The sequence below is a fragment of the Pseudomonas sp. GD03903 genome, assembly GCF_029840045.1.
Classification (GTDB): Bacteria; Pseudomonadota; Gammaproteobacteria; order Pseudomonadales; family Pseudomonadaceae; genus Pseudomonas; species Pseudomonas pseudonitroreducens.
The window spans coordinates 138,179-154,784 of the sequence record NZ_JAOCBT010000011.1 but is presented as its reverse complement, the minus strand read 5'-3'; the positions used below and the strand labels follow the sequence as shown (position 1 = coordinate 154,784).

Annotated in this window: 16 protein-coding genes; 9 read left to right on the top strand and 7 right to left on the bottom strand. The window is 66.7% G+C overall.

Features of this window, described 5'->3' with window-relative positions; translation table 11 throughout:
- The first annotated feature begins 9 nt into the window (after positions 1-9).
- From N5C91_RS19035 to N5C91_RS19010, 6 genes are all read left to right on the top strand, one after another.
- On the top strand, positions 10-870 hold the full coding sequence (locus N5C91_RS19035) for a LysR family transcriptional regulator (protein ID WP_279831286.1): 861 nt from the start codon (positions 10-12) through the stop codon (positions 868-870).
- Between the two features lie 112 nt (positions 871-982).
- Positions 983-1,900 carry an AAA family ATPase gene (locus N5C91_RS19030; protein WP_279831220.1) on the top strand — a complete coding sequence of 306 codons (918 nt, stop codon included), beginning with the start codon at positions 983-985 and terminating at the stop codon, positions 1,898-1,900.
- 10 nt (positions 1,901-1,910) lie between these two features.
- Positions 1,911-2,864 (top strand): DUF58 domain-containing protein, encoded by a 954-nt coding sequence (locus tag N5C91_RS19025; RefSeq protein ID WP_279831218.1) that lies wholly within the window; start codon positions 1,911-1,913, stop codon positions 2,862-2,864.
- A complete protein-coding gene (locus N5C91_RS19020) occupies positions 2,861-4,876 on the top strand; it encodes a DUF3488 and transglutaminase-like domain-containing protein (protein WP_279831216.1) in 2,016 nt (671 codons plus the stop codon). The genes N5C91_RS19025 and N5C91_RS19020 overlap by 4 nt, the downstream gene beginning before the upstream one ends.
- Positions 4,877-4,945: 69 nt before the next feature.
- On the top strand, positions 4,946-5,716 hold the full coding sequence (locus tag N5C91_RS19015) for a CHAD domain-containing protein (protein WP_279831215.1): 771 nt from the start codon (positions 4,946-4,948) through the stop codon (positions 5,714-5,716).
- A 111-nt stretch (positions 5,717-5,827) separates the two neighbouring features.
- Positions 5,828-6,628 carry an acyl-CoA thioesterase domain-containing protein gene (locus N5C91_RS19010; RefSeq protein ID WP_279831214.1) on the top strand — a complete coding sequence of 267 codons (801 nt, stop codon included), beginning with the start codon at positions 5,828-5,830 and terminating at the stop codon, positions 6,626-6,628.
- Positions 6,629-6,633: 5 nt separating this feature from the next.
- Here the strand turns inward: N5C91_RS19010 and N5C91_RS19005 are convergent, their stop codons facing one another.
- From N5C91_RS19005 to N5C91_RS18985, 5 genes are all read right to left on the bottom strand, one after another.
- Positions 6,634-8,205, bottom strand: a complete 1,572-nt coding sequence (locus N5C91_RS19005; RefSeq protein WP_279831213.1) for a GGDEF domain-containing protein — start codon at positions 8,203-8,205, stop codon at positions 6,634-6,636.
- Positions 8,206-8,210: 5 nt separating this feature from the next.
- A complete protein-coding gene (locus tag N5C91_RS19000; RefSeq protein WP_279831212.1) occupies positions 8,211-8,615 on the bottom strand; it encodes an oxidoreductase in 405 nt (134 codons plus the stop codon).
- Between the two features lie 187 nt (positions 8,616-8,802).
- Positions 8,803-9,162, bottom strand: coding sequence for an Mpo1-like protein (locus N5C91_RS18995; RefSeq protein WP_236198663.1), 360 nt, complete (start codon positions 9,160-9,162; stop codon positions 8,803-8,805).
- A gap of 109 nt (positions 9,163-9,271) precedes the next feature.
- Complete coding sequence (locus tag N5C91_RS18990; protein WP_236170826.1) at positions 9,272-10,750, bottom strand: methyl-accepting chemotaxis protein; 1,479 nt, start codon at positions 10,748-10,750, stop codon at positions 9,272-9,274.
- A gap of 136 nt (positions 10,751-10,886) precedes the next feature.
- Positions 10,887-11,687: a TatD family hydrolase gene (locus N5C91_RS18985; protein WP_236198665.1), complete on the bottom strand. Its 801-nt coding sequence runs from the start codon at positions 11,685-11,687 to the stop codon at positions 10,887-10,889.
- Positions 11,688-11,911: 224 nt separating this feature from the next.
- Between N5C91_RS18985 and N5C91_RS18980 the strand changes: the two genes are divergently transcribed.
- Both N5C91_RS18980 and N5C91_RS18975 read left to right on the top strand, forming a co-directional pair.
- Positions 11,912-13,336 (top strand): transglycosylase SLT domain-containing protein, encoded by a 1,425-nt coding sequence (locus N5C91_RS18980; RefSeq protein ID WP_279831208.1) that lies wholly within the window; start codon positions 11,912-11,914, stop codon positions 13,334-13,336.
- A 142-nt stretch (positions 13,337-13,478) separates the two neighbouring features.
- On the top strand, positions 13,479-13,913 hold the full coding sequence (locus tag N5C91_RS18975; RefSeq protein ID WP_017517576.1) for a DoxX family protein: 435 nt from the start codon (positions 13,479-13,481) through the stop codon (positions 13,911-13,913).
- 92 nt (positions 13,914-14,005) lie between these two features.
- On the opposite strand, the gene N5C91_RS18970 is transcribed toward N5C91_RS18975, so the two are convergent.
- The gene (locus N5C91_RS18970) at positions 14,006-15,034 is read right to left on the bottom strand and encodes a YeiH family protein (RefSeq protein WP_236198667.1); all 1,029 of its coding nucleotides are present in this window, start codon (positions 15,032-15,034) and stop codon (positions 14,006-14,008) included.
- 93 nt (positions 15,035-15,127) lie between these two features.
- Between N5C91_RS18970 and N5C91_RS18965 the strand changes: the two genes are divergently transcribed.
- Complete coding sequence (locus tag N5C91_RS18965) at positions 15,128-16,027, top strand: LysR family transcriptional regulator (RefSeq protein ID WP_279831205.1); 900 nt, start codon at positions 15,128-15,130, stop codon at positions 16,025-16,027.
- On the opposite strand, the gene thpR is transcribed toward N5C91_RS18965, so the two are convergent.
- Complete coding sequence (gene thpR / locus N5C91_RS18960) at positions 16,013-16,531, bottom strand: RNA 2',3'-cyclic phosphodiesterase (RefSeq protein ID WP_279831202.1); 519 nt, start codon at positions 16,529-16,531, stop codon at positions 16,013-16,015. The genes N5C91_RS18965 and thpR overlap by 15 nt on opposite strands.
- Between the last annotated feature and the right edge of the window lie 75 nt (positions 16,532-16,606).

Sequence of the window (16,606 nt, the reverse complement as noted above, 5' to 3'; positions counted from 1 at the left end):
GGCGCCATGATGCAATATTCCCCAGAATCCCTGCAGGCCTTCGCCGAGGCCGCCTGCCTGGGCTCGTTCAGCGCCGCCGCGCGCAAGCTGGGCAAGAGCCAGTCCACCGTCAGCGAGGCTATCGCCCGTCTGGAGATCGACTTCGGGCTGACCCTGTTCGACCGCAGCAGCCGCCAGCCACAGCTCACCGAGGCCGGTCATGCGCTGCTCGGACGGGTGGAGGAAGTGCTGATGGCCAATGATCGCCTCGGTCAACTCGCCCACCAGTTGGTCGGTGGGCTGGAGTCGCGGGTGACCCTGGCGATGTCGGACACCTATCAGTCGGCCGAATTCGAGGCGCGACTGGCGGAGATCGATGCGCGTTATCCGGACCTGGAGTTCGAATGGCTGATCGCCGAAGACAGCGACGTACTCGACCTGGTCGTTCAGGGCCGGGCCAGCCTCGGCCTGCTGGCAGCGCAGGCGGAGTACGCGCCGGACATCGGTTCGGCGACCCTGAGCGAGCAGGCCGAGTTCGGCCTCTTCGTCAGCCGCAACCATCCGCTGGCCAGCCGCGAGCGAATCGAACGCGAGGACCTGCTGGCCTACCGGGCGCTACGCCTGAACACCTACCTTGACGACGCCGCGCCGCTGCTCGGCGGCCGCTGCTGGAGCGCGCCAAACTACCTGTTGTTGCTGGACATGGCGGTATTAGGCTTCGGCTGGATCGAATTGCCCAGCTGGATGGTAGGACGCTTCGCCAGTGGGCGTATGCAGGAGCTGAAGGTCGCCGGCTGGCCGCGGCGAGTGGCGGTGGACGTGATCTGGTCGCGACAGCGCCGGCTGGGGCCCGCCGCAAGTTGGCTGGCGGAACGTCTGCTGGGGCGCTGAGGCGCTCTGGATCACAGCTCTACATCACAGTTTCCGGACTAAATGTGTCGAAGCCTTTGATGCTCTGTCGTGGACCAGTAGGATCGGAGTTTTCCTAGATTGTGAGGTCGGGATGCGCGCCAAGCTGGAGAATTGTCTGAAGGCAGTTGATGAAGTCCTGCTCGGCAAGGAGGTTCAGGTAAGGCTGGCGCTGACCTGCCTGCTCGCCCGCGGTCACCTGCTCATCGAAGACTTGCCCGGCATGGGCAAGACCACCCTCAGCCACGCCCTGGCGCGGGTGCTGGGCCTGGGCTTCCAGCGAATCCAGTTCACCTCCGACCTGTTGCCCGGCGACGTGCTGGGCACCTCGGTGTTCGACAAGGACACCGGGCAGTTCGTCTTCCATCCCGGGCCGATCTTCTCCGAACTGGTGCTGGCCGATGAGATCAACCGCGCCACGCCGAAGAGCCAGAGCGCGCTGCTCGAGGCCATGGAGGAAGGGCAGGTGACCATCGAGGGGGCGACCCGCCCGCTGCCCGAGCCGTTCTTCGTCATCGCCACGCAGAACCCGGTGACCCAGGGTGGCACCTTCGCGCTGCCCGAATCCCAGCTCGACCGTTTCCTCATGCGCCTGTCCCTGGGCTACCCCGGCCGTGCCGCCGAGAAGGCACTGCTGCTGGGCGAGGCGCGCCGCGATCTGTTGCCACGCCTGGAGCCGATGCTCGACCCACGGGAGCTGCAGGCGCTGCAGGGCGAGGTGCTGGCGGTGCGCGCCAGCGACGCCCTGGTGGATTACGTGCTGCGCCTGGTGGAAGCCACGCGCACGCAGCCGGCCTTCGCCCTCGGCCTGTCACCGCGCGGCAGCCTTGCACTGCTGGCGGCGGCCCGCGCCTGGGCGCTGCTGGCCGGGCGCGACTATGTGATCCCCGAGGATGTGCAGGCCGTGCTGCCTTCGGTGGCCGGCCACCGCCTGCGTGACCAGGCCGACCCGGCCGGCCATGGCGGCGGCGCGCTGGTGCAGTGGTTGCTGCGTGAAGTCCCGGCTCTCTGAGGAGTAGGCGATGCTCGTCAGGGTCAGGCCGTTGTGGCAGAGCTGGATAGCCCGGCGTATACCGCCGTCGCCATCGCTGCAGCTCAATCAGCGCCGCATCTTCATCATCCCGACCCGGCAGGGCATGGCCTTCGGCGTTGCCTTGCTGCTGATGCTGCTCACGGCAATCAACTATCAGAACAGCCTGGCCTACGGCCTGACCTTCCTCCTGTTGTCGCTGTTCATCGTCGCCATCCTGCACACCTACCGCAACCTGGGCGGCCTGCGCCTCACGGCGCTCGGCGCGGCGCCAGTGTTCGTCGGCGAACAGGCCTCGTTCCGCGTGCGCCTGGAAGGCGAGGGGCGTGCACGGCAGGCCATCGGCCTGGGCTGGGAGGCGGAGCGCATGCAGTTCGCCGATGTCGCGGCAGAGCACGCCGAGGAATTGCTGCTCAGCCTGAGCGCGGAGCGGCGAGGCTGGCTGCGGCCCGGCCGCCTGCGGGTGGAAAGCCGTTTCCCGCTGGGCCTGCTGGTGGCCTGGAGCTGGGTGGATCTGGCCCAGTCGGTGCTGGTCTATCCGCACCCGCAGCCGGGCGACTTGCCGCTGGAAGCCGCGCCGGCCGATAACGATGAAGAGGGCGTGAGCCCCAGCGGTCGCGGCGTCGACGATTATCAGGGGCTGCGCCCCTACCAGCCCGGCGATTCGCGCCGGCGCCTGCACTGGAAGGCCTATTCGCGGGGACAGGGGTTGCTGGTGAAGGACTTCTCCGCGCTGGCCGGGCGCAATGTCTGGCTGGATTTCGACAGCCTCGGAGGTGACACCGAAGGGCGTCTGTCACGGCTGTGTTTCTGGGTCCTGCAACTGTCGCTGCGCCAGCAGCCTTTCGGCCTGCGTCTGCCGGATGCGCAGCTTCCGGTTGGCCTGGATGAGGCCCATCGTGATGCCTGCCTGCGCGCCCTGGCGCTGCACGGGACGAAGCGATGAGCAGCCTGGCCGGCACTGCGGCCCAGCCGATTCCCCGGGTAGCGCTGACCTGGCTGCTGGTCGCCCAGGCGGTGGTGATCATTCCGCACCTGGAACACCTGCCGGCCTGGATCGTCGCGCTGTGGTTGGGCTGCGCGACGTGGCGCATCCAGGTGTTCCGCATGCGCGCCAACTACCCCAGCGGCATCGCCAAGCTGGCGCTCGTGGTGGCGGCAGGGCTGGGCGTCTGGTTTTCCCGCGGCTCGCTGATTGGCCTGGATGCCGGCGTGGTGCTGCTGATCGCGGCCTTCGTGGTGAAGCTGGTGGAGCTCAAGACTCGCCGCGACGCCTGGGTGCTCATCCTGCTGGGGTTCTTCGCGGTCACCACCAGTTACCTGTTCCAGGACGACATTCTCGCCGCCGCCTTCAGTCTGCTGCCGGTGCTGGCGCTGCTGGCCTCGGCCATCGGCCTGCAGCAGAGCGGCTTTGCCGCGCGCCCGATGCCGACCCTGCGCCTGGCTGCCGCTCTGCTGCTGCAAGCCTTGCCACTGATGCTGCTGATGTTCCTGCTGTTCCCGCGCATGGGGCCGCTGTGGTCGTTGCCGCTGCCGGGCGATAAGGCCATGACCGGGCTGAGCGACAGCATGGCGCCAGGGGACATGGTGGAGCTGAGCCAGTCTCCGGCGCTGGCCTTTCGCGCCAGTTTCGAGGGGCCGCCGCCGCCGCATTCGCAACTGTACTGGCGCGCCCTGACACTGGAACGATTCGACGGCGTACGCTGGACGACGGCGTTCCAGCGCGGTGATGTCGCGCCGCAATGGCGTGAGCGCGGCGAGGCAGTGGAGTACCAGGTGATCATGGAGCCCAACGGCCGCCCCTGGCTGTTCGCCCTCGACGTCGCGCGCAGCTCGTTGGGCGACGCACGGCTGATGAGTGATTTCCACCTGGAGCGTCGCACGCCGGTGCGCCAGGCACTCATGTACCGCGCCACGTCCTGGCCGCAGGCCCTGCTCGAACCCACCGATGGCAGCCGCGCGCTGCGGCTGAACCTGTCGCTGCCAAAGACCGGCAATCCACAGGCCCGCGCCTGGGCGCAGGAACTGCACGAGCGCTACCCCCAGCCCGATGATCTGGTTCAGGCGATGCTGCGGTATTTCCGCGAACAGCCCTTCAGCTACACCCTCAGGCCAGCGGATACCGGAGCGGAGCGCATCGACGGATTCCTCTTCAATACGCGCGCCGGCTTCTGCGAGCACTATGCCGGCGCCATGGCCTTCGTCTTGCGCTCGGCTGGCATCCCGGCACGGGTGGTTACCGGCTATCAGGGGGGCGAGGTGAGCTCGTCTGGCAGCTACCTGAGTGTGCGCCAGTTCGATGCCCATGCCTGGGTCGAGTACTGGCAGGATGGCGCAGGCTGGACACGGGTCGACCCCACCGGCGCGGTGTCACCCGAGCGCATCGAGCAGGGGCTGGAGGCGGCCATGAGCAGCGAGGGCAGTTTTCTCGAGCAGGACCCGTTTTCGCCGCTGCGTTATCGCAATATCTCGATCATCAACGAGCTGCGCGCCGCCTGGGACAACCTCAACTACAGTTGGCAGGCCTCGGTGCTCGGCTACCAGAGCGAACAGCAGGGCGACCTGCTGCGGCGCTGGTTCGGTGGGCTGGATCGAGAGTGGATCGGCGCACTGCTGGTGGGCGGCGGCGGATTGCTGCTGGGCCTGCTGGCGCTGCTGCTGTTCAAGCCCTGGCGGCGCACCGCTGATATGCAGTTGCGCAGCTTCCAGCGCTTCGAGCGAATGCTGGCGCCGCTGGGTGTGCACCGTGAAACCGGCGAGGGTGCGCGGGACTTCTGCCGGCGCGCCAGCAAGCTCCTGCCGGCCCACGCGCAAGCGATCCGCGGTTATCTGGAGGCCTTCGAGAGGCAGCGCTACGGTGGCAGGGCTGCGTCGCCGGCCGAGTTGCGCACGCACCTGGCACGGCTGCGCCGGGAGCTGCCCTGGCGGCTGCGAGCAGGGCGCGGAAAACCGACGTGACATCACGCCCCTTGCCGCTCCGCGGGCCAGGGCTAACCTGATATTTCCCCCACTGGAGTGGAGCCTGCCGTGACTTCCTTCTGCGATTACCTGGTGAGCCATCTGATCGAGCAGGAGGTTGCGCTGTTCTCCGCCGCTTCCCGCCTGAAGGCCCAATCCGATCCTGAGGCGCTGCACGATCTGCGCATCGCCGTGCGCCGGCTGCGCAGCCTGCTGCACCCGGTGCGCGGCATGCCCGGGATCGACGAGCTGGAGCAGGCCCTGGGCGACATGGGGCGGCTCAGCGGGCCGCTGCGTGACCTGGAGGTGCTGCTGCCGGTGCTCGAGGCCGAAGGCTACGAGCGCGCCGCGGCGCTGCGTCGGCCGGCGCTGCTGTCCGGCTATGCCACGCTGCTCGCCAGCCCACAGTGGGAACGTCTGATGATGCGCCTGGATGGCTGGCCGCAACTCTGGCGTACCTCCGAGCGCCACGGTGTGCTCAAGGGGCTGCACGGCAAGGTGGAGAAGCGCCTAGCCAGGGAATGGCAGAAGTTGCGCGACGCGCTCAAGGACCCGAGCCACGACCGCCATCGCCTGCGCCTGCTGATCAAGCGGGTGCGTTATTCGCTGGAGGCCTATCCGCAAGAATCCGCCGTGCCGCAGCGCCTGCTGACACCGCTGAAGGACGCGCAATCGGCGCTGGGCGAGTGGCATGACTACGAGCAGTGGCTGATCCGCAGCGAGCGCGAACTCGACCTGATGCCCCTGCAGCCGCACTGGAACGCTCGCCACGACCTTGCCGAGCGCCTCGCCGACGAAAGCCTGGACGCCCTGCAGAAGGCGCTGCATAGAGCCCGTTGATGGCGGGGCATTTCCTGCGCGGGACAAGGCTTTGGATGGTTTGCCGGAGCGGGTGGTGCCCCTAAGATCGCAGCCAGCTCCCTCTCTCCAGAAGCCCCAAGGAAGTCGATCATGTCCTTCAGCGAAATGCTCCGGGCGGTGCGCGCCGCGCCGCTGTCCATCGTCATCCCCGCCACCTGGGCCCAGGGCCGCGCCAGCTTCGGCGGCCTGGTAGCGGCTTTGGCCTATGAGGCCATGGCGGCGGTGGCCGAGGCCGGACGACCGGTGCGTTCGCTGGCGATCACTTTCGTCGGCCCCATCGAGGTGGAAGTGCCGGTGAGCTTCGAGGCCGAGGTGCTGCGGGAGGGCAAGTCGGTCAGCCAGGTATTCTGCCGCGCGGTGCAGAACGGCCAGGTGGTCCTGCTGGCGCAAGGCAGCTTCGGCGTGGGACGTGAATCCAGTGTGCAGATGGAGGGCCTGCCGCCGCCAGCATTCAAGGCCATCGAGGACTGCCAGGAGTTGCCCTACATCCGCAAGTTGATGCCGGCCTTCACCCAGAACATCGCCATGCGCTGGGCAGTCGGGCACATGCCGTTCTCGGCCAGCCGCGAGCGCGACATGGGTGGCTGGATGCGTTTTCGCGGCGACGACGTGGGCGAGGAGCCGATGGAGATCAGCCACCTGTTGGCGCTGATTGATGCCTGGCCGCCGGCCAACCTGCCGCACCTGAAATCCCCGGCGCCCTCCAGTTCGCTGACCTGGACCGTGGAGTTCGTCCAGCCACTGCCGTCGATGCCGGCCAACGGTTGGTGTCAGTACCTGGCAACCATCGAGCATGCCCGCGACGGCTACGGGCATATCGCGGCGCAGACCTGGTCGGCGGATGGCCAGTTGCTGGCGATCGGTCGGCAGACGGTGACCATCTTCGGTTAGCGGCGCTAGAGGCCGGGCGCGGTTTCCGTACGATTGCGCCCGCCGGCCTTGGCCCGGTACAGGGCCCGGTCGGCGCGGGCGAGCAGGTCTTCCAGACGCAGTTCGCCGGCGTGGCGGGCGGCCACGCCAATGCTCAGGGTCAGGCGCACGCGCTTGCCGTCTTCGCTGGTGAAGGACAGCGCCTGCACGCTGTTGCGCACCCGCTCGGCCACCTGCAAGGCCTGCTGCAGATCGGTTTCCGGAAGGATCGCGGCAAACTCCTCGCCCCCCAGACGGCCGAGCAGGTCCACTTCGCGCAGCCCGTGCATCAGTTCCTTCGCCACGGCTTGCAGCACGGCGTCGCCGAAAGCGTGGCCGTGGGTGTCGTTGATCGGCTTGAAGAAATCGATGTCCAGCATCAGCGCCGCGCACTGGCGGTCATAGCGCTGCGCGCTCTTGAGCAGGGCGACGCCGCGCTTGACGAAGGCGTGGCGGTTCTGCAGGCCGGTCAGCGGATCGGTGGTGGCCAGCAGGCGCAGCTCCTGCTCCATGGTCTTGCGCTGGTTGATGTCGAAGCTCCACACCAGTGAGGCGGGCCGGCCATCCACTTCCATCTTCCGTGCCCAGACAATCGCCCAGTAGGGTGGATTGCCCGCCAGGCGGGTTTCCCAGCTGTCCAGCTGACCGTTGTCGGCTAGGGACTGACGGAAGCGTGCTTCCTCGTCGGGATCGTCGAACAGCCGATGCAGGGTGAAGGGCTCGTGCGGGCGGATGCCGGTGCGCTGCAACAGGCGCGGGCTGACATAGTGGGCGCGGGAGTCTTCGTCGCTGAGCAGCGCCACGTCGCTGGGGCTGGTATCGAGGATGTAGCGCAGTAGCGACTTGCGTTCGCTCAATTCCTGGGTGCGCTGTTCGACGCGTTGCTCCAGCGACTGGTTGAGATCGTGCAGACGCTGGGTGAGCAGGAGCTTGCGCCGCGAGTTGGCGATCACCCGCAAGGCCAGCAGTACGCTGCACAGGCCCAGGCCGAAGAGCACCCAGGCCAGCAGGTTGAAGGCGCGCTGCAGGTCCAGGCGCTCGGCGTCCATGTAGTTGGTCAGGGCGATATTGGTGACCACCACCAGTTCGTGCGCGGGTTCGAGCAGGGGCGGCAGCTCGCGCAGCATCTCGCCGGCCACGAGTTTCGCCGCGGCTGGCTGGCCCCAGGGCGCGCGCTTGAGCCAGGCATCGCTGAGGCCCTGGATTGTCTCCAGGGTCGCCTGCACTTCCGGGCGCGGCTCGACCAGGTAACCGTAGACGGGCGTATTGCGCAGCGGCGGCAGGAGGCTGGCGAGCACTTCGATGCGTGTTGCCAGGGCATCGCTGCTGCTTTTGCCGGCGAGCACCTCGCGGGCACTGTGCAGCGAGCGGCCCAGTTCCGCACGCAACTGGTAGGCCTGCCACAGCTCGCTGTGGGCATCAGGCTGGGCCAGTTGGCGAACGTGCTGGTGCACCATCAGCAGCGCCGCGCCGGCACCGGCGGTCAGTGCCGCGATCAGGCTGCTGAGGATGATGATGGTCAGGCGGCGATAGCGCCGCCTGGGAGGCTGCGGGGGCACGGCGATCACTCCAGGGTAATGCGGCTGACCTGCCAGACGGTGCGGTTGAAGTAGACCTGGGTCCGCAACTCCGGGTGATCGAGCATCGGATAGATGACGAACAGCGGGCCGCGCTCGGCAATGCCGATGATCTGGCCATCGCGGCGGTAGGCGAGGATCGGGTCGAAGGCGTCGAGGTCGCTCAGCGGAATCAGGGCGGAATAGTCGTTCAGCGCCTCGATCCGCAGGCGTTGGGCCGCGCCGCGCTCGAAGCCGTCGAGTAGGGTGCTCAGGCGCACGCCCTGCCAGGTGTAGACATGGGTTTCGTCCGGGAGCATGGAGCGACGTTCGGTCTGCGGCAGCGCCTCGAGGTCGCGCAGGCTGAACTGGCGCAGGAGCTGCGGCTGGTCCTTCACTGTGATCGTCAGCACGTAGCGCTCGGCCACCGATTCCGGGGCCGAGTACGCGGGTGTGACAATAAACAGGCAGGCAAAGGTGCCAATAAAATGGCGAAAAGCCGACATCTCAACAGCTCGTGACGAAATCTCGTCGATTATATCGGCGAACCTGCCGGGTACTTGAATGGCCGAAATGCCGCGCCCTGCTGTTATGGCCGGCTCAGCGCCGGCGATTACGCCAGGCGCGCCACCAGGCGCCGCTCAGGACGAAGCGCGGGAAGGTGATGAACTGCTCGGTCAGCAGCCTGCCTACGGCGTCCTGGCGGTCGCTGAAGGGCTCGGGCGGCTGCTCCTCGAGCTTGTGCCCGCGGCCCTGGATGGCCAGCGAGGCGACCATGCCGATCACCCCCAGGAGAATGGCCGACAGGCTCAGGCTGAACAGCCCGCTGAGCAGCGTCAGGGCGCCGAGGATGAACAGCGGCACGGCGATGATGTGCAGCGCCAGGTTGGTCGGGTTGCGGTGGTTGGCGGCGTAGCCCTGCCACTGCCAGGCGATGAGGTTGGGATGACGTTTGCCCATGGTGCAGCTCCCGAGACTGAAAAGCCCGCGCAGGCGGGCGGAATGTCAGCAGTCTAGGTGCTGCCCCGAAGCCCGCGCCAATGGGCACAGGCTATGCAGGTGATAGGGATTACAGGCGCAACTGGCGGATGGCGCGACTGAGTTCGCCGGCGAGGTCGGCCAGTTGGTGGCTGGTGCCGGCCGACTCGACGGTCTGCTGCACGGTGTGCTCGGTGACGTCGCGAATGCCAACCACCGAACGGGTCATTTCCTCCGCCACCTGGCTCTGTTGCTCGGCGGCCACGGCAATCTGGGTATTGCTCTCGCGCATCAAGGCTACGGCGGAGGCGATGGCCGCCAGGGCTTCACCGGCTTCGCGGGCTTCCTCGACGCAGCCGTCGGCCTTGATCGAGCTCTCCTGCATGAACTCCACGGCGTCGCGGGTACCGGACTGCAACGCGTTGATCATCTGGGTGATCTCGTCGGTGGAGTCCTGCACGCGCTTGGCGAGATTGCGCACTTCATCGGCGACCACGGCAAAGCCGCGGCCCATCTCGCCGGCACGGGCGGCCTCGATGGCGGCGTTGAGGGCGAGCAGGTTGGTCTGCTCGGCGATGCCGTGGATGACGCTGACCACGCTGCTGATCTTGTGACTGTCCTGGGCCAGTTGCTGGATCATTTCGGCGGTCTGCTGCACGCCCTGGGACAGGCCGGCGATCGACTGGCCAACGCGGCCGACGACCTGCTGGCCATTGCCGGCGAGACGGTCGGCTTCCTGCGACTGGTCGCGGGTGTCGGCGGCGTGCTGGGCAATGTGGTGGACGGTGGTGGACATCTCGTTGATCGCGGTGGCGGCCTGATCCGTCTCGCTTTGCTGGCCGAGCATGCCCTGGCGCACCTGGCCCATGCTGCTGGCGAGGCTGCGCGCCCCTTCGTCGAGGCGCCCGGCGGCCTGGGCAACGGTGCCGACCACGCGCTGGTAGCCGGCCTGCATGGCATTGAAGGCGGTGGCCATCTGGCCGACTTCGTCGCGGCTTTCCAGCGGTACGCGGGCGGCCAGGTCGCCGCTCTTCTCCACGTGAAGCATGACGTCGCGCAGGGTCAGCAGGTGCGTGAGGATGAAGCGGATCAGCAGCTGCGAGGCGGCCAGCAGGGCCAGCATCAGCACCAGTACGGCGCCGGCGAAGGGCAGGGCGCGGTCTTCGAAGACGCTCCAGAAGTCGGCTCCGGGAGCCAGCACGGCAACCCGCTGGCCGTTGCCGAGGTCTTGCACATAGGCGCCGGCCAACGTGCCGGCACGCGTCTGGGCGCCTTGCAGATCGACCCAGCCATTGGCACGGGCGAGGATGGAAGCGTCGACTCCACTGATCTGCGGGGCGCTGCCGCTGGCGAAGCCGACGAGGGTCGGCGAGGTCGGTAGGGCCGAGCCTGCCGGCCAGCTCTTGAGTATCTGGGCCTGGGCTTCGGCACCCTGGCGTGCCTGCTGGTTGCGCCCATCGAGTTCCTGGTGCATGGCGAACAGCACCAGCAGCAGCGTGGTGATGAAGGCGACCGCATTGACGGCCCAGAATTTGTACTTGAGGGAAATATCGCGGATCCAGGCGGCCATAAATCTCTTCTTGTCGGTCGAATAGTGGCAAGGTGCCACTATTGTCGTGAAAAGGATGAAGGTGGCCATTGATGGGAATCAAGCCACCTTCCGCTCCCGACTTATCGGCCGACGAAGGGCAATCTTGAGAGCCGGTTCAAATTTCCGGCAGGTCAAAGAAGCGTCGCGCGCACGCGGTGGTATGGGCCGCCAACTGCTCTGCGCTCTCGCTCCGGTGCAGGGCCACACAGGCCAGCACCTCCGGCAGATAGGCCGGCTGGTTGCGGCCGCTCTTGGGCTTTGGCCGCAGGGTGCGCGGCAATAAATAGGGGGCGTCGCTTTCCAGCATCAGCCGGCCTTCGGGGATTTCCCGCACCAGTTCCTGCAGGTGAGTGCCACGACGTTCATCGCAGATCCAGCCGGTGATGCCGATATGCAGATCGAGGTCGAGGTAGGAATACAGTGTGCGGCGCTCACCGGTGAAGCAATGCACCACGGCCGCTGGCAACTGGTCGCGGAAGTCCTTGAGGATCGCCAGCAGGCGCTCAGCGGCGTCGCGCTCGTGGATGAACACCGGCAACTGCAGTTCCACTGCCAGGCCTAGCTGTTCTTCGAAAGCCTTCTCCTGCAGCGGGCGCGGCGAAAAGTCGCGGTTGAAGTCCAGCCCGCATTCGCCCACGGCCTTTACCCGATCCTCCGCCAGCAGGCCGCGCAGCACCCTGGCGCTGCTGCTGTCCCAGTGGCTGGCTTCATGCGGATGGACACCGGCGGTGCAGTAAAGACGCTGTTCTTCGTCCAGTTGCCGGCACAGTTCCAGGGCCTGTTCGCTGTCATCCAGGCTGGTTCCGGTAAGCACCATCTGCACGACGCCGGCCTCCACCGCGCGAGCGAGGACGGCTTCACGTTCCGGCAAAAAGCTCGGGTGGGTGAGGTTGACGCCGATGTCGATCAGTTGCATTTTTCTTCCTTTTGTCCGGAAGCGGAGCATAGCAAATGCCGCTTTTTTGGCGAAAATCCTTACATAACAGCAGGTTGCGGAGTATTCCGAAGAATTATCGGAAGTTTCGGGTTGGTATTGGCCCCCTCCTGTGAGAGTCTTGCGCGCCCTTGGCGGTCGGGAACTTCCGACCGAAACCGCACTCGAATCGGCCCACCGCCGAGTGCGAGCCCCCGGAGAGCTGGATGACCCGACTGTTGCTGCTACTGCTGTGCCTCGTGGCCCTGACGCCACTGCCAGCGGCTGCGCGCCTGACGGCCCAGCCGGAAAACTGGGAGCAGGAGAGCAGCGACGCCCGCGACCTCGCCAGCATTCGCTCCGGCGGTACCCTGCGGGTTCTGGTCAACCAGAGCCGCAACAGCTCCGGCGAAATCAAGGGCGAACCGATCGGCGTCGAATACCGTCGCCTGCGTGCCTTCGAGCAATACCTCAACGACAGCGCCCCCGGGCGCAAGCCGCTCACCATCAAGTTCATTCCCAAGGCCAAGGATCAATTGCTCGGCGCGCTGCAGCGCGGCGAAGGCGATCTGGTTGCGCCCGGGGAAGTCCTGCTGGCCCGCGACGGCCAGAACGTCAGCCCCAGCCTGCCGTGGAAGGCCGACGTGCCGCTGGTACTGGTGACCAGGCAGGGCAACCGCAAGTTCGTGCGCCTGGAGCAACTCGCCGGCCGCACCATCACACTGCCGGCCGGCAGCGCCGCTGGCGAGGCCGTGCGCAAGGTCAACGAGCGCCTGGCGCAGAAGCGCATGGCGCCACTGGTGCTGGAGTGGACCGACTCGTCCCTGGCCGTGGAAGACGTGCTGGAGATGGTCCAGGCCGGCATCTTCAACTACACCGTGGTCGAGCAGCCCATCGCCGAGCGCTGGAGCAAGGTCTTTACCAAGCTGCGTGTCGACCGTCATCTGGTGCTGGACAACAGCGAGCCGATGGCCTGGTACGTGCGCCGTGATGCGCCGATGCTGCGCGCCAGCGTCAACCGCTTCCTCAAGGACTATCGCGCCCCGGCGGACCAGGACGCAGCTTTCCAGCGCCTGTATCGCCGCGCCTACCAGGTGCGTAACCCGCTGCTGGTTCCTGACCGCAAGCGCCTGGAAGCGGTGCGCCCGACCCTGCAGCGCTACGGGGAGCAGAGCAAGGTCGACTGGCTGGCCCTGGCCGCCGTGGGCTTCAAGGAATCCAATCTCAATGCCAGCGCGCGCGGCGCTGGCGGCGCCACCGGGCTGATGCAGATCACCCCGGCGGCGGCCCGCGCCGTGGGCGTGGATACCGTGCACCAGAAGGAGAACAACGTGCAGGCCGCCAGCCGGTACATGGCGATGCTGCGCAAGCGCTTCTTCTCCAGCCCGCGGATCAACGAGCGGGACCGCATGGCCTTCGTTCTGGCTGCCTACAATGCCGGTCCCGAGCGGGTGCAAAGCCTGCGCGCGGAGGCCAAGCGCCAGGGCCTGAATCCCAACCAGTGGTTCTTCCAGGTCGAGCGCGTGGCGGCCGAGCAGCTGGGGATGGGCGTGGTGAACTACGTCAGTAGCGTCAACAAGTACTATCTTGCATATCAGCGGGAACGTGATGGCCTCGAGCCACGTGAGAGTGTGGCGGCAATCAAGAAGTAATCGGTTTATTCGATAGTTATAAGCGCGAATTTGCGCTTTTTATATCGTAAAAACTGGTTATATTGGTCGCCAAGCAACCACGGTTGTCACCAACTTCCTACGCAACCCTTCGCTCCCACCCGAGCTAGCATAAGGACGCACCATGAACTCGCTGATCAAATCCATCCTGACCACCAACGCTGGCGCCGGCATCGCCGTGCTGCGCATCACCACCGGCCTGACCTTCATGGCTCACGGCTCGCAGAAGCTCTTCGGCGCCTTTGGTGGCCCGGGTCTGCAAGGCATGGCGGGCTGGCTGGAATCTCTCGGCGTGACTCCTGGCTACCTGATGGCTGCCCTGGCCGGCAGCGCCGAATTCTTCGGCGGCCTGGCCCTGGTCCTCGGCCTGCTGGTGCGCCTGGCGAGCATTCCGTTGATCGTCGCCATGCTGGTCGCGGTATTCAGCGTGCACCTGGCCAATGGCTTCTTCATTACCGCCAACGGCTTCGAATACGCCTTCACCCTGATCATGATCAGCGTCGCGCTGCTGATCAGCGGCGCCGGCCCGTTCTCGCTGGACCGCAAGCTGTCCAGCTGAGTGCCGAGGCGGTAACAAAAAAGGGCGGACACCTCAGGTGTCCGCCCTTTTTGTTTGTCCGCGTGAATCAGTGGAAATCAGTGGAGCGCGATTCAGTGGAAGAGATATTGCACGCCGCCATTGATCAGGCCGCCGCCCACCAGCAGGAAGACAAACAACCCGGCGCCCAGCAGCAGCGGCTTGGGGCCTTCCTTGCGCAGGTCGCCCAGGCGGGTGGCCAGGCCCAGGGCGGCCATCGCCATGCCGAGCATCACGTCATCCAGTTGTTGCAGCGGCGCCAGCCAGCTTTCCGGTACCCAGCCCAGCGAGCGCAGGCCGGTCACCAGCAGGAAGAACACGGCGAAACCGGGAATGTGCAGTTTGCGGCGCGCGCCGGGCTCGGCGGCTTCGGCGCAGCCGACGCGACCGAGGATCAGCAGGGCCGGGGCCAGCAGCAGGACCCGCAACATCTTGCTGATCAGCGCGGCGTCCGCGGCGGCCGGGTCCATGGCGCGGCCGGCGGCGACCACCTGGGCGACCTCGTGGATGGTCGAGCCGGTGAACACGCCGAAGGCCTGCTCGCTGCCAAACAGATTGGGCAGCGCGGCGTAGATCATCGGGTGCAGGAGCATTGCCAGGGTGCCGAACAGCACTACGGTGGCCACTGCTACGGCAGTGTGCTCGGCACGTGCCTTGAGCACCGGGCTGCTGGCCATGACGGCTGCTGCGCCACAGATGGCGCTGCCGGCGCCGATCAGCAGGGCGCTTTCGCGGGGCAGCTTGAGCCAGCGTTCGCCGATCCACCAGGCGACAGTCAGGGTGCTGGCGACCATCAACACGTCGATGATCAGCGCGGCCGGGCCGAGCGCGGCAATGTCCTGGAAAGTCAGGCGCAGACCGTAGAGCACCACGCCCAGGCGCAGCAGTTGCTGACGAGAGAGGTCGATGCCGGGGCGAATGCTGCCGAAGCGGGCCAGGCCGAGGTTGCCAGCCAGCAGGCCGATGAGGATCGCCAGGGTCAGGCTGCCGAGCCCCAGATGCTGCAGCGCGGGGATTTCCATGAGCTGGCGCGAGCCGAAGGCGATGGCCAGGCAGAGCAGGGCGCCGGGGACGAAGTAAGGCAGGCGACGGAGGGCGTTCATTGCAGGCTCCTTGTGTAAGGTGAAGCCATGGTGCGGCGGCGTCGCTTAGTGTAAAAACGGATTGTTCTTATTGGGTTGACCGGTTTTATCGATATGGGGCCACGCATCACCCTTCGCCAGTTGGCGACCTTCACCGCCATCGCCGAACTGGGCAACGTCACTCAGGCGGCTGCGCGTATCGCGCTTTCACAGTCTGCCGCCAGCCAGGCGCTGCAGGAGCTGGAGCGCGCGCTCGGCACGCGGTTGTTCGACCGCAGTGGCAAGCGCCTGGCGCTGAATGACAACGGCCGTGCCTTCTACCCCAAGGCCAGTGCGCTGCTGGCACAGAGCGCCGAGCTGGAGAGCCTGTTCGAGGCGGCGCCAGTGCAGCTTAGCCTGGGCGCCAGCCGCAGTATCGGCGGCTACCTGCTGCCGCAGGTCATGGCGGGGTTTCTCGCCGAGTTGCCCGAGAGCCGTCTGGAGTTGCAGGTCGCCAACAGCGGCGGAGTGATCGAGGCGCTGGCCGAGTTCCGCCTGGACGTGGCTTTCATCGAAGCGCCGATCCAGCATCCACAGATCCAGCTCACCCCCTGGATGGCCGACGAGCTGTTACTGGTGGTGGCGCCGGATCATCCCCTGGCACTGGCCGGGCGCGTCAGCCTGAAGGATCTGGCAGCCGCACGCTGGGTGCTGCGCGAAGCCGGTTCGGGAACCCGGGTGACCTTCGAGCAGCAGGTATTGCCGCGCCTGGGGAGCGTCAATGCGCCCCTGGAGGTGAGCAACGCCGAAGCGATCAAGCATCTGGTGGGCAGCGGATTCGGCATCGGTTGCCTGTCGCAGCGCGTGGTACAGGCGGAGCTGGCGCGCGGCGAGCTGGTGAGCCTCGATAATCCGCTGGGGCCGCTGCGGCGCACTTTCTTCCGCGCGCTGCACGTCGACAAGTACCCCACGGCGGGCCTGCGTCGTTTCCTCGATTATGCCCAGGGCTGGGCGACCGCTTCAGACGCTGTCTAGTGGCCAATCACCGATGGCGCGGTAGCGCACGCCGGTGGGGCTGTTTTCCGAGCTGAACAGCGTCACGGCCTGGGCGGGCAGGCGAAAGGAAGGTGTGGCGGAGGGCGTGCTGCGGGCATGGCGGGCGAGGGTGATGTGCGGGTGGAACGGTCGGTGTTCGACCTCGAACCCTCCTGCTCGCAGCTCCTCGCGCAGGGCGTGCACCAGTTCGTGCAGGGCCGCCGGCACGCTGCTGGGCGCCAGGTGCAGGATGCCATTGCTCCAGCGCGCGAGGTGGTCCAGCTCCAGGTCGAAGCCCGGGCGCGGCAGGCGTTCGCCGATGGCGCGCAATTCCGCTTTGCGCCCGCGCGGCACGGCGCCAAGAAAAGCCAGTGTCAGATGCAGGTTGGCCTGGGCCACGGGCTGGCCATCGAGCTGCAGGCTGTCGCGCCAGAGGCAGATGCGTGCCGCCAGTTCGGGCGGGCAGGGCAGCGCGAAAAACAGCCGCAGGGGTGGCGTGGTCATCGACTGAAGTCTCCTTGACAGCTTTGCCGGGGCTTCTCTAGGATGCCGCACAGCGCCGATTTAAGTAGCAACTTG

What these genes read in the sequence shown, in the direction of transcription:
- N5C91_RS19035 (WP_279831286.1), top strand. Translation starts at nt 10, where the DNA reads ATGCAATATTCCCCAGAATCCCTGCAGGCCTTCGCCGAGGCCGCCTGC.
- N5C91_RS19030 (WP_279831220.1), top strand. Translation starts at nt 983, where the DNA reads ATGCGCGCCAAGCTGGAGAATTGTCTGAAGGCAGTTGATGAAGTCCTG.
- N5C91_RS19025 (WP_279831218.1), top strand. Translation starts at nt 1,911, where the DNA reads ATGCTCGTCAGGGTCAGGCCGTTGTGGCAGAGCTGGATAGCCCGGCGT.
- N5C91_RS19020 (WP_279831216.1), top strand. Translation starts at nt 2,861, where the DNA reads ATGAGCAGCCTGGCCGGCACTGCGGCCCAGCCGATTCCCCGGGTAGCG.
- N5C91_RS19010 (WP_279831214.1), top strand. Translation starts at nt 5,828, where the DNA reads ATGTCCTTCAGCGAAATGCTCCGGGCGGTGCGCGCCGCGCCGCTGTCC.
- N5C91_RS18995 (WP_236198663.1), bottom strand. Translation starts at nt 9,162, where the DNA reads ATGGGCAAACGTCATCCCAACCTCATCGCCTGGCAGTGGCAGGGCTAC.
- N5C91_RS18990 (WP_236170826.1), bottom strand. Translation starts at nt 10,750, where the DNA reads ATGGCCGCCTGGATCCGCGATATTTCCCTCAAGTACAAATTCTGGGCC.
- N5C91_RS18985 (WP_236198665.1), bottom strand. Translation starts at nt 11,687, where the DNA reads ATGCAACTGATCGACATCGGCGTCAACCTCACCCACCCGAGCTTTTTG.
- N5C91_RS18980 (WP_279831208.1), top strand. Translation starts at nt 11,912, where the DNA reads ATGACCCGACTGTTGCTGCTACTGCTGTGCCTCGTGGCCCTGACGCCA.
- N5C91_RS18975 (WP_017517576.1), top strand. Translation starts at nt 13,479, where the DNA reads ATGAACTCGCTGATCAAATCCATCCTGACCACCAACGCTGGCGCCGGC.
- N5C91_RS18970 (WP_236198667.1), bottom strand. Translation starts at nt 15,034, where the DNA reads ATGAACGCCCTCCGTCGCCTGCCTTACTTCGTCCCCGGCGCCCTGCTC.
- N5C91_RS18965 (WP_279831205.1), top strand. Translation starts at nt 15,128, where the DNA reads ATGGGGCCACGCATCACCCTTCGCCAGTTGGCGACCTTCACCGCCATC.
- thpR (WP_279831202.1), bottom strand. Translation starts at nt 16,531, where the DNA reads ATGACCACGCCACCCCTGCGGCTGTTTTTCGCGCTGCCCTGCCCGCCC.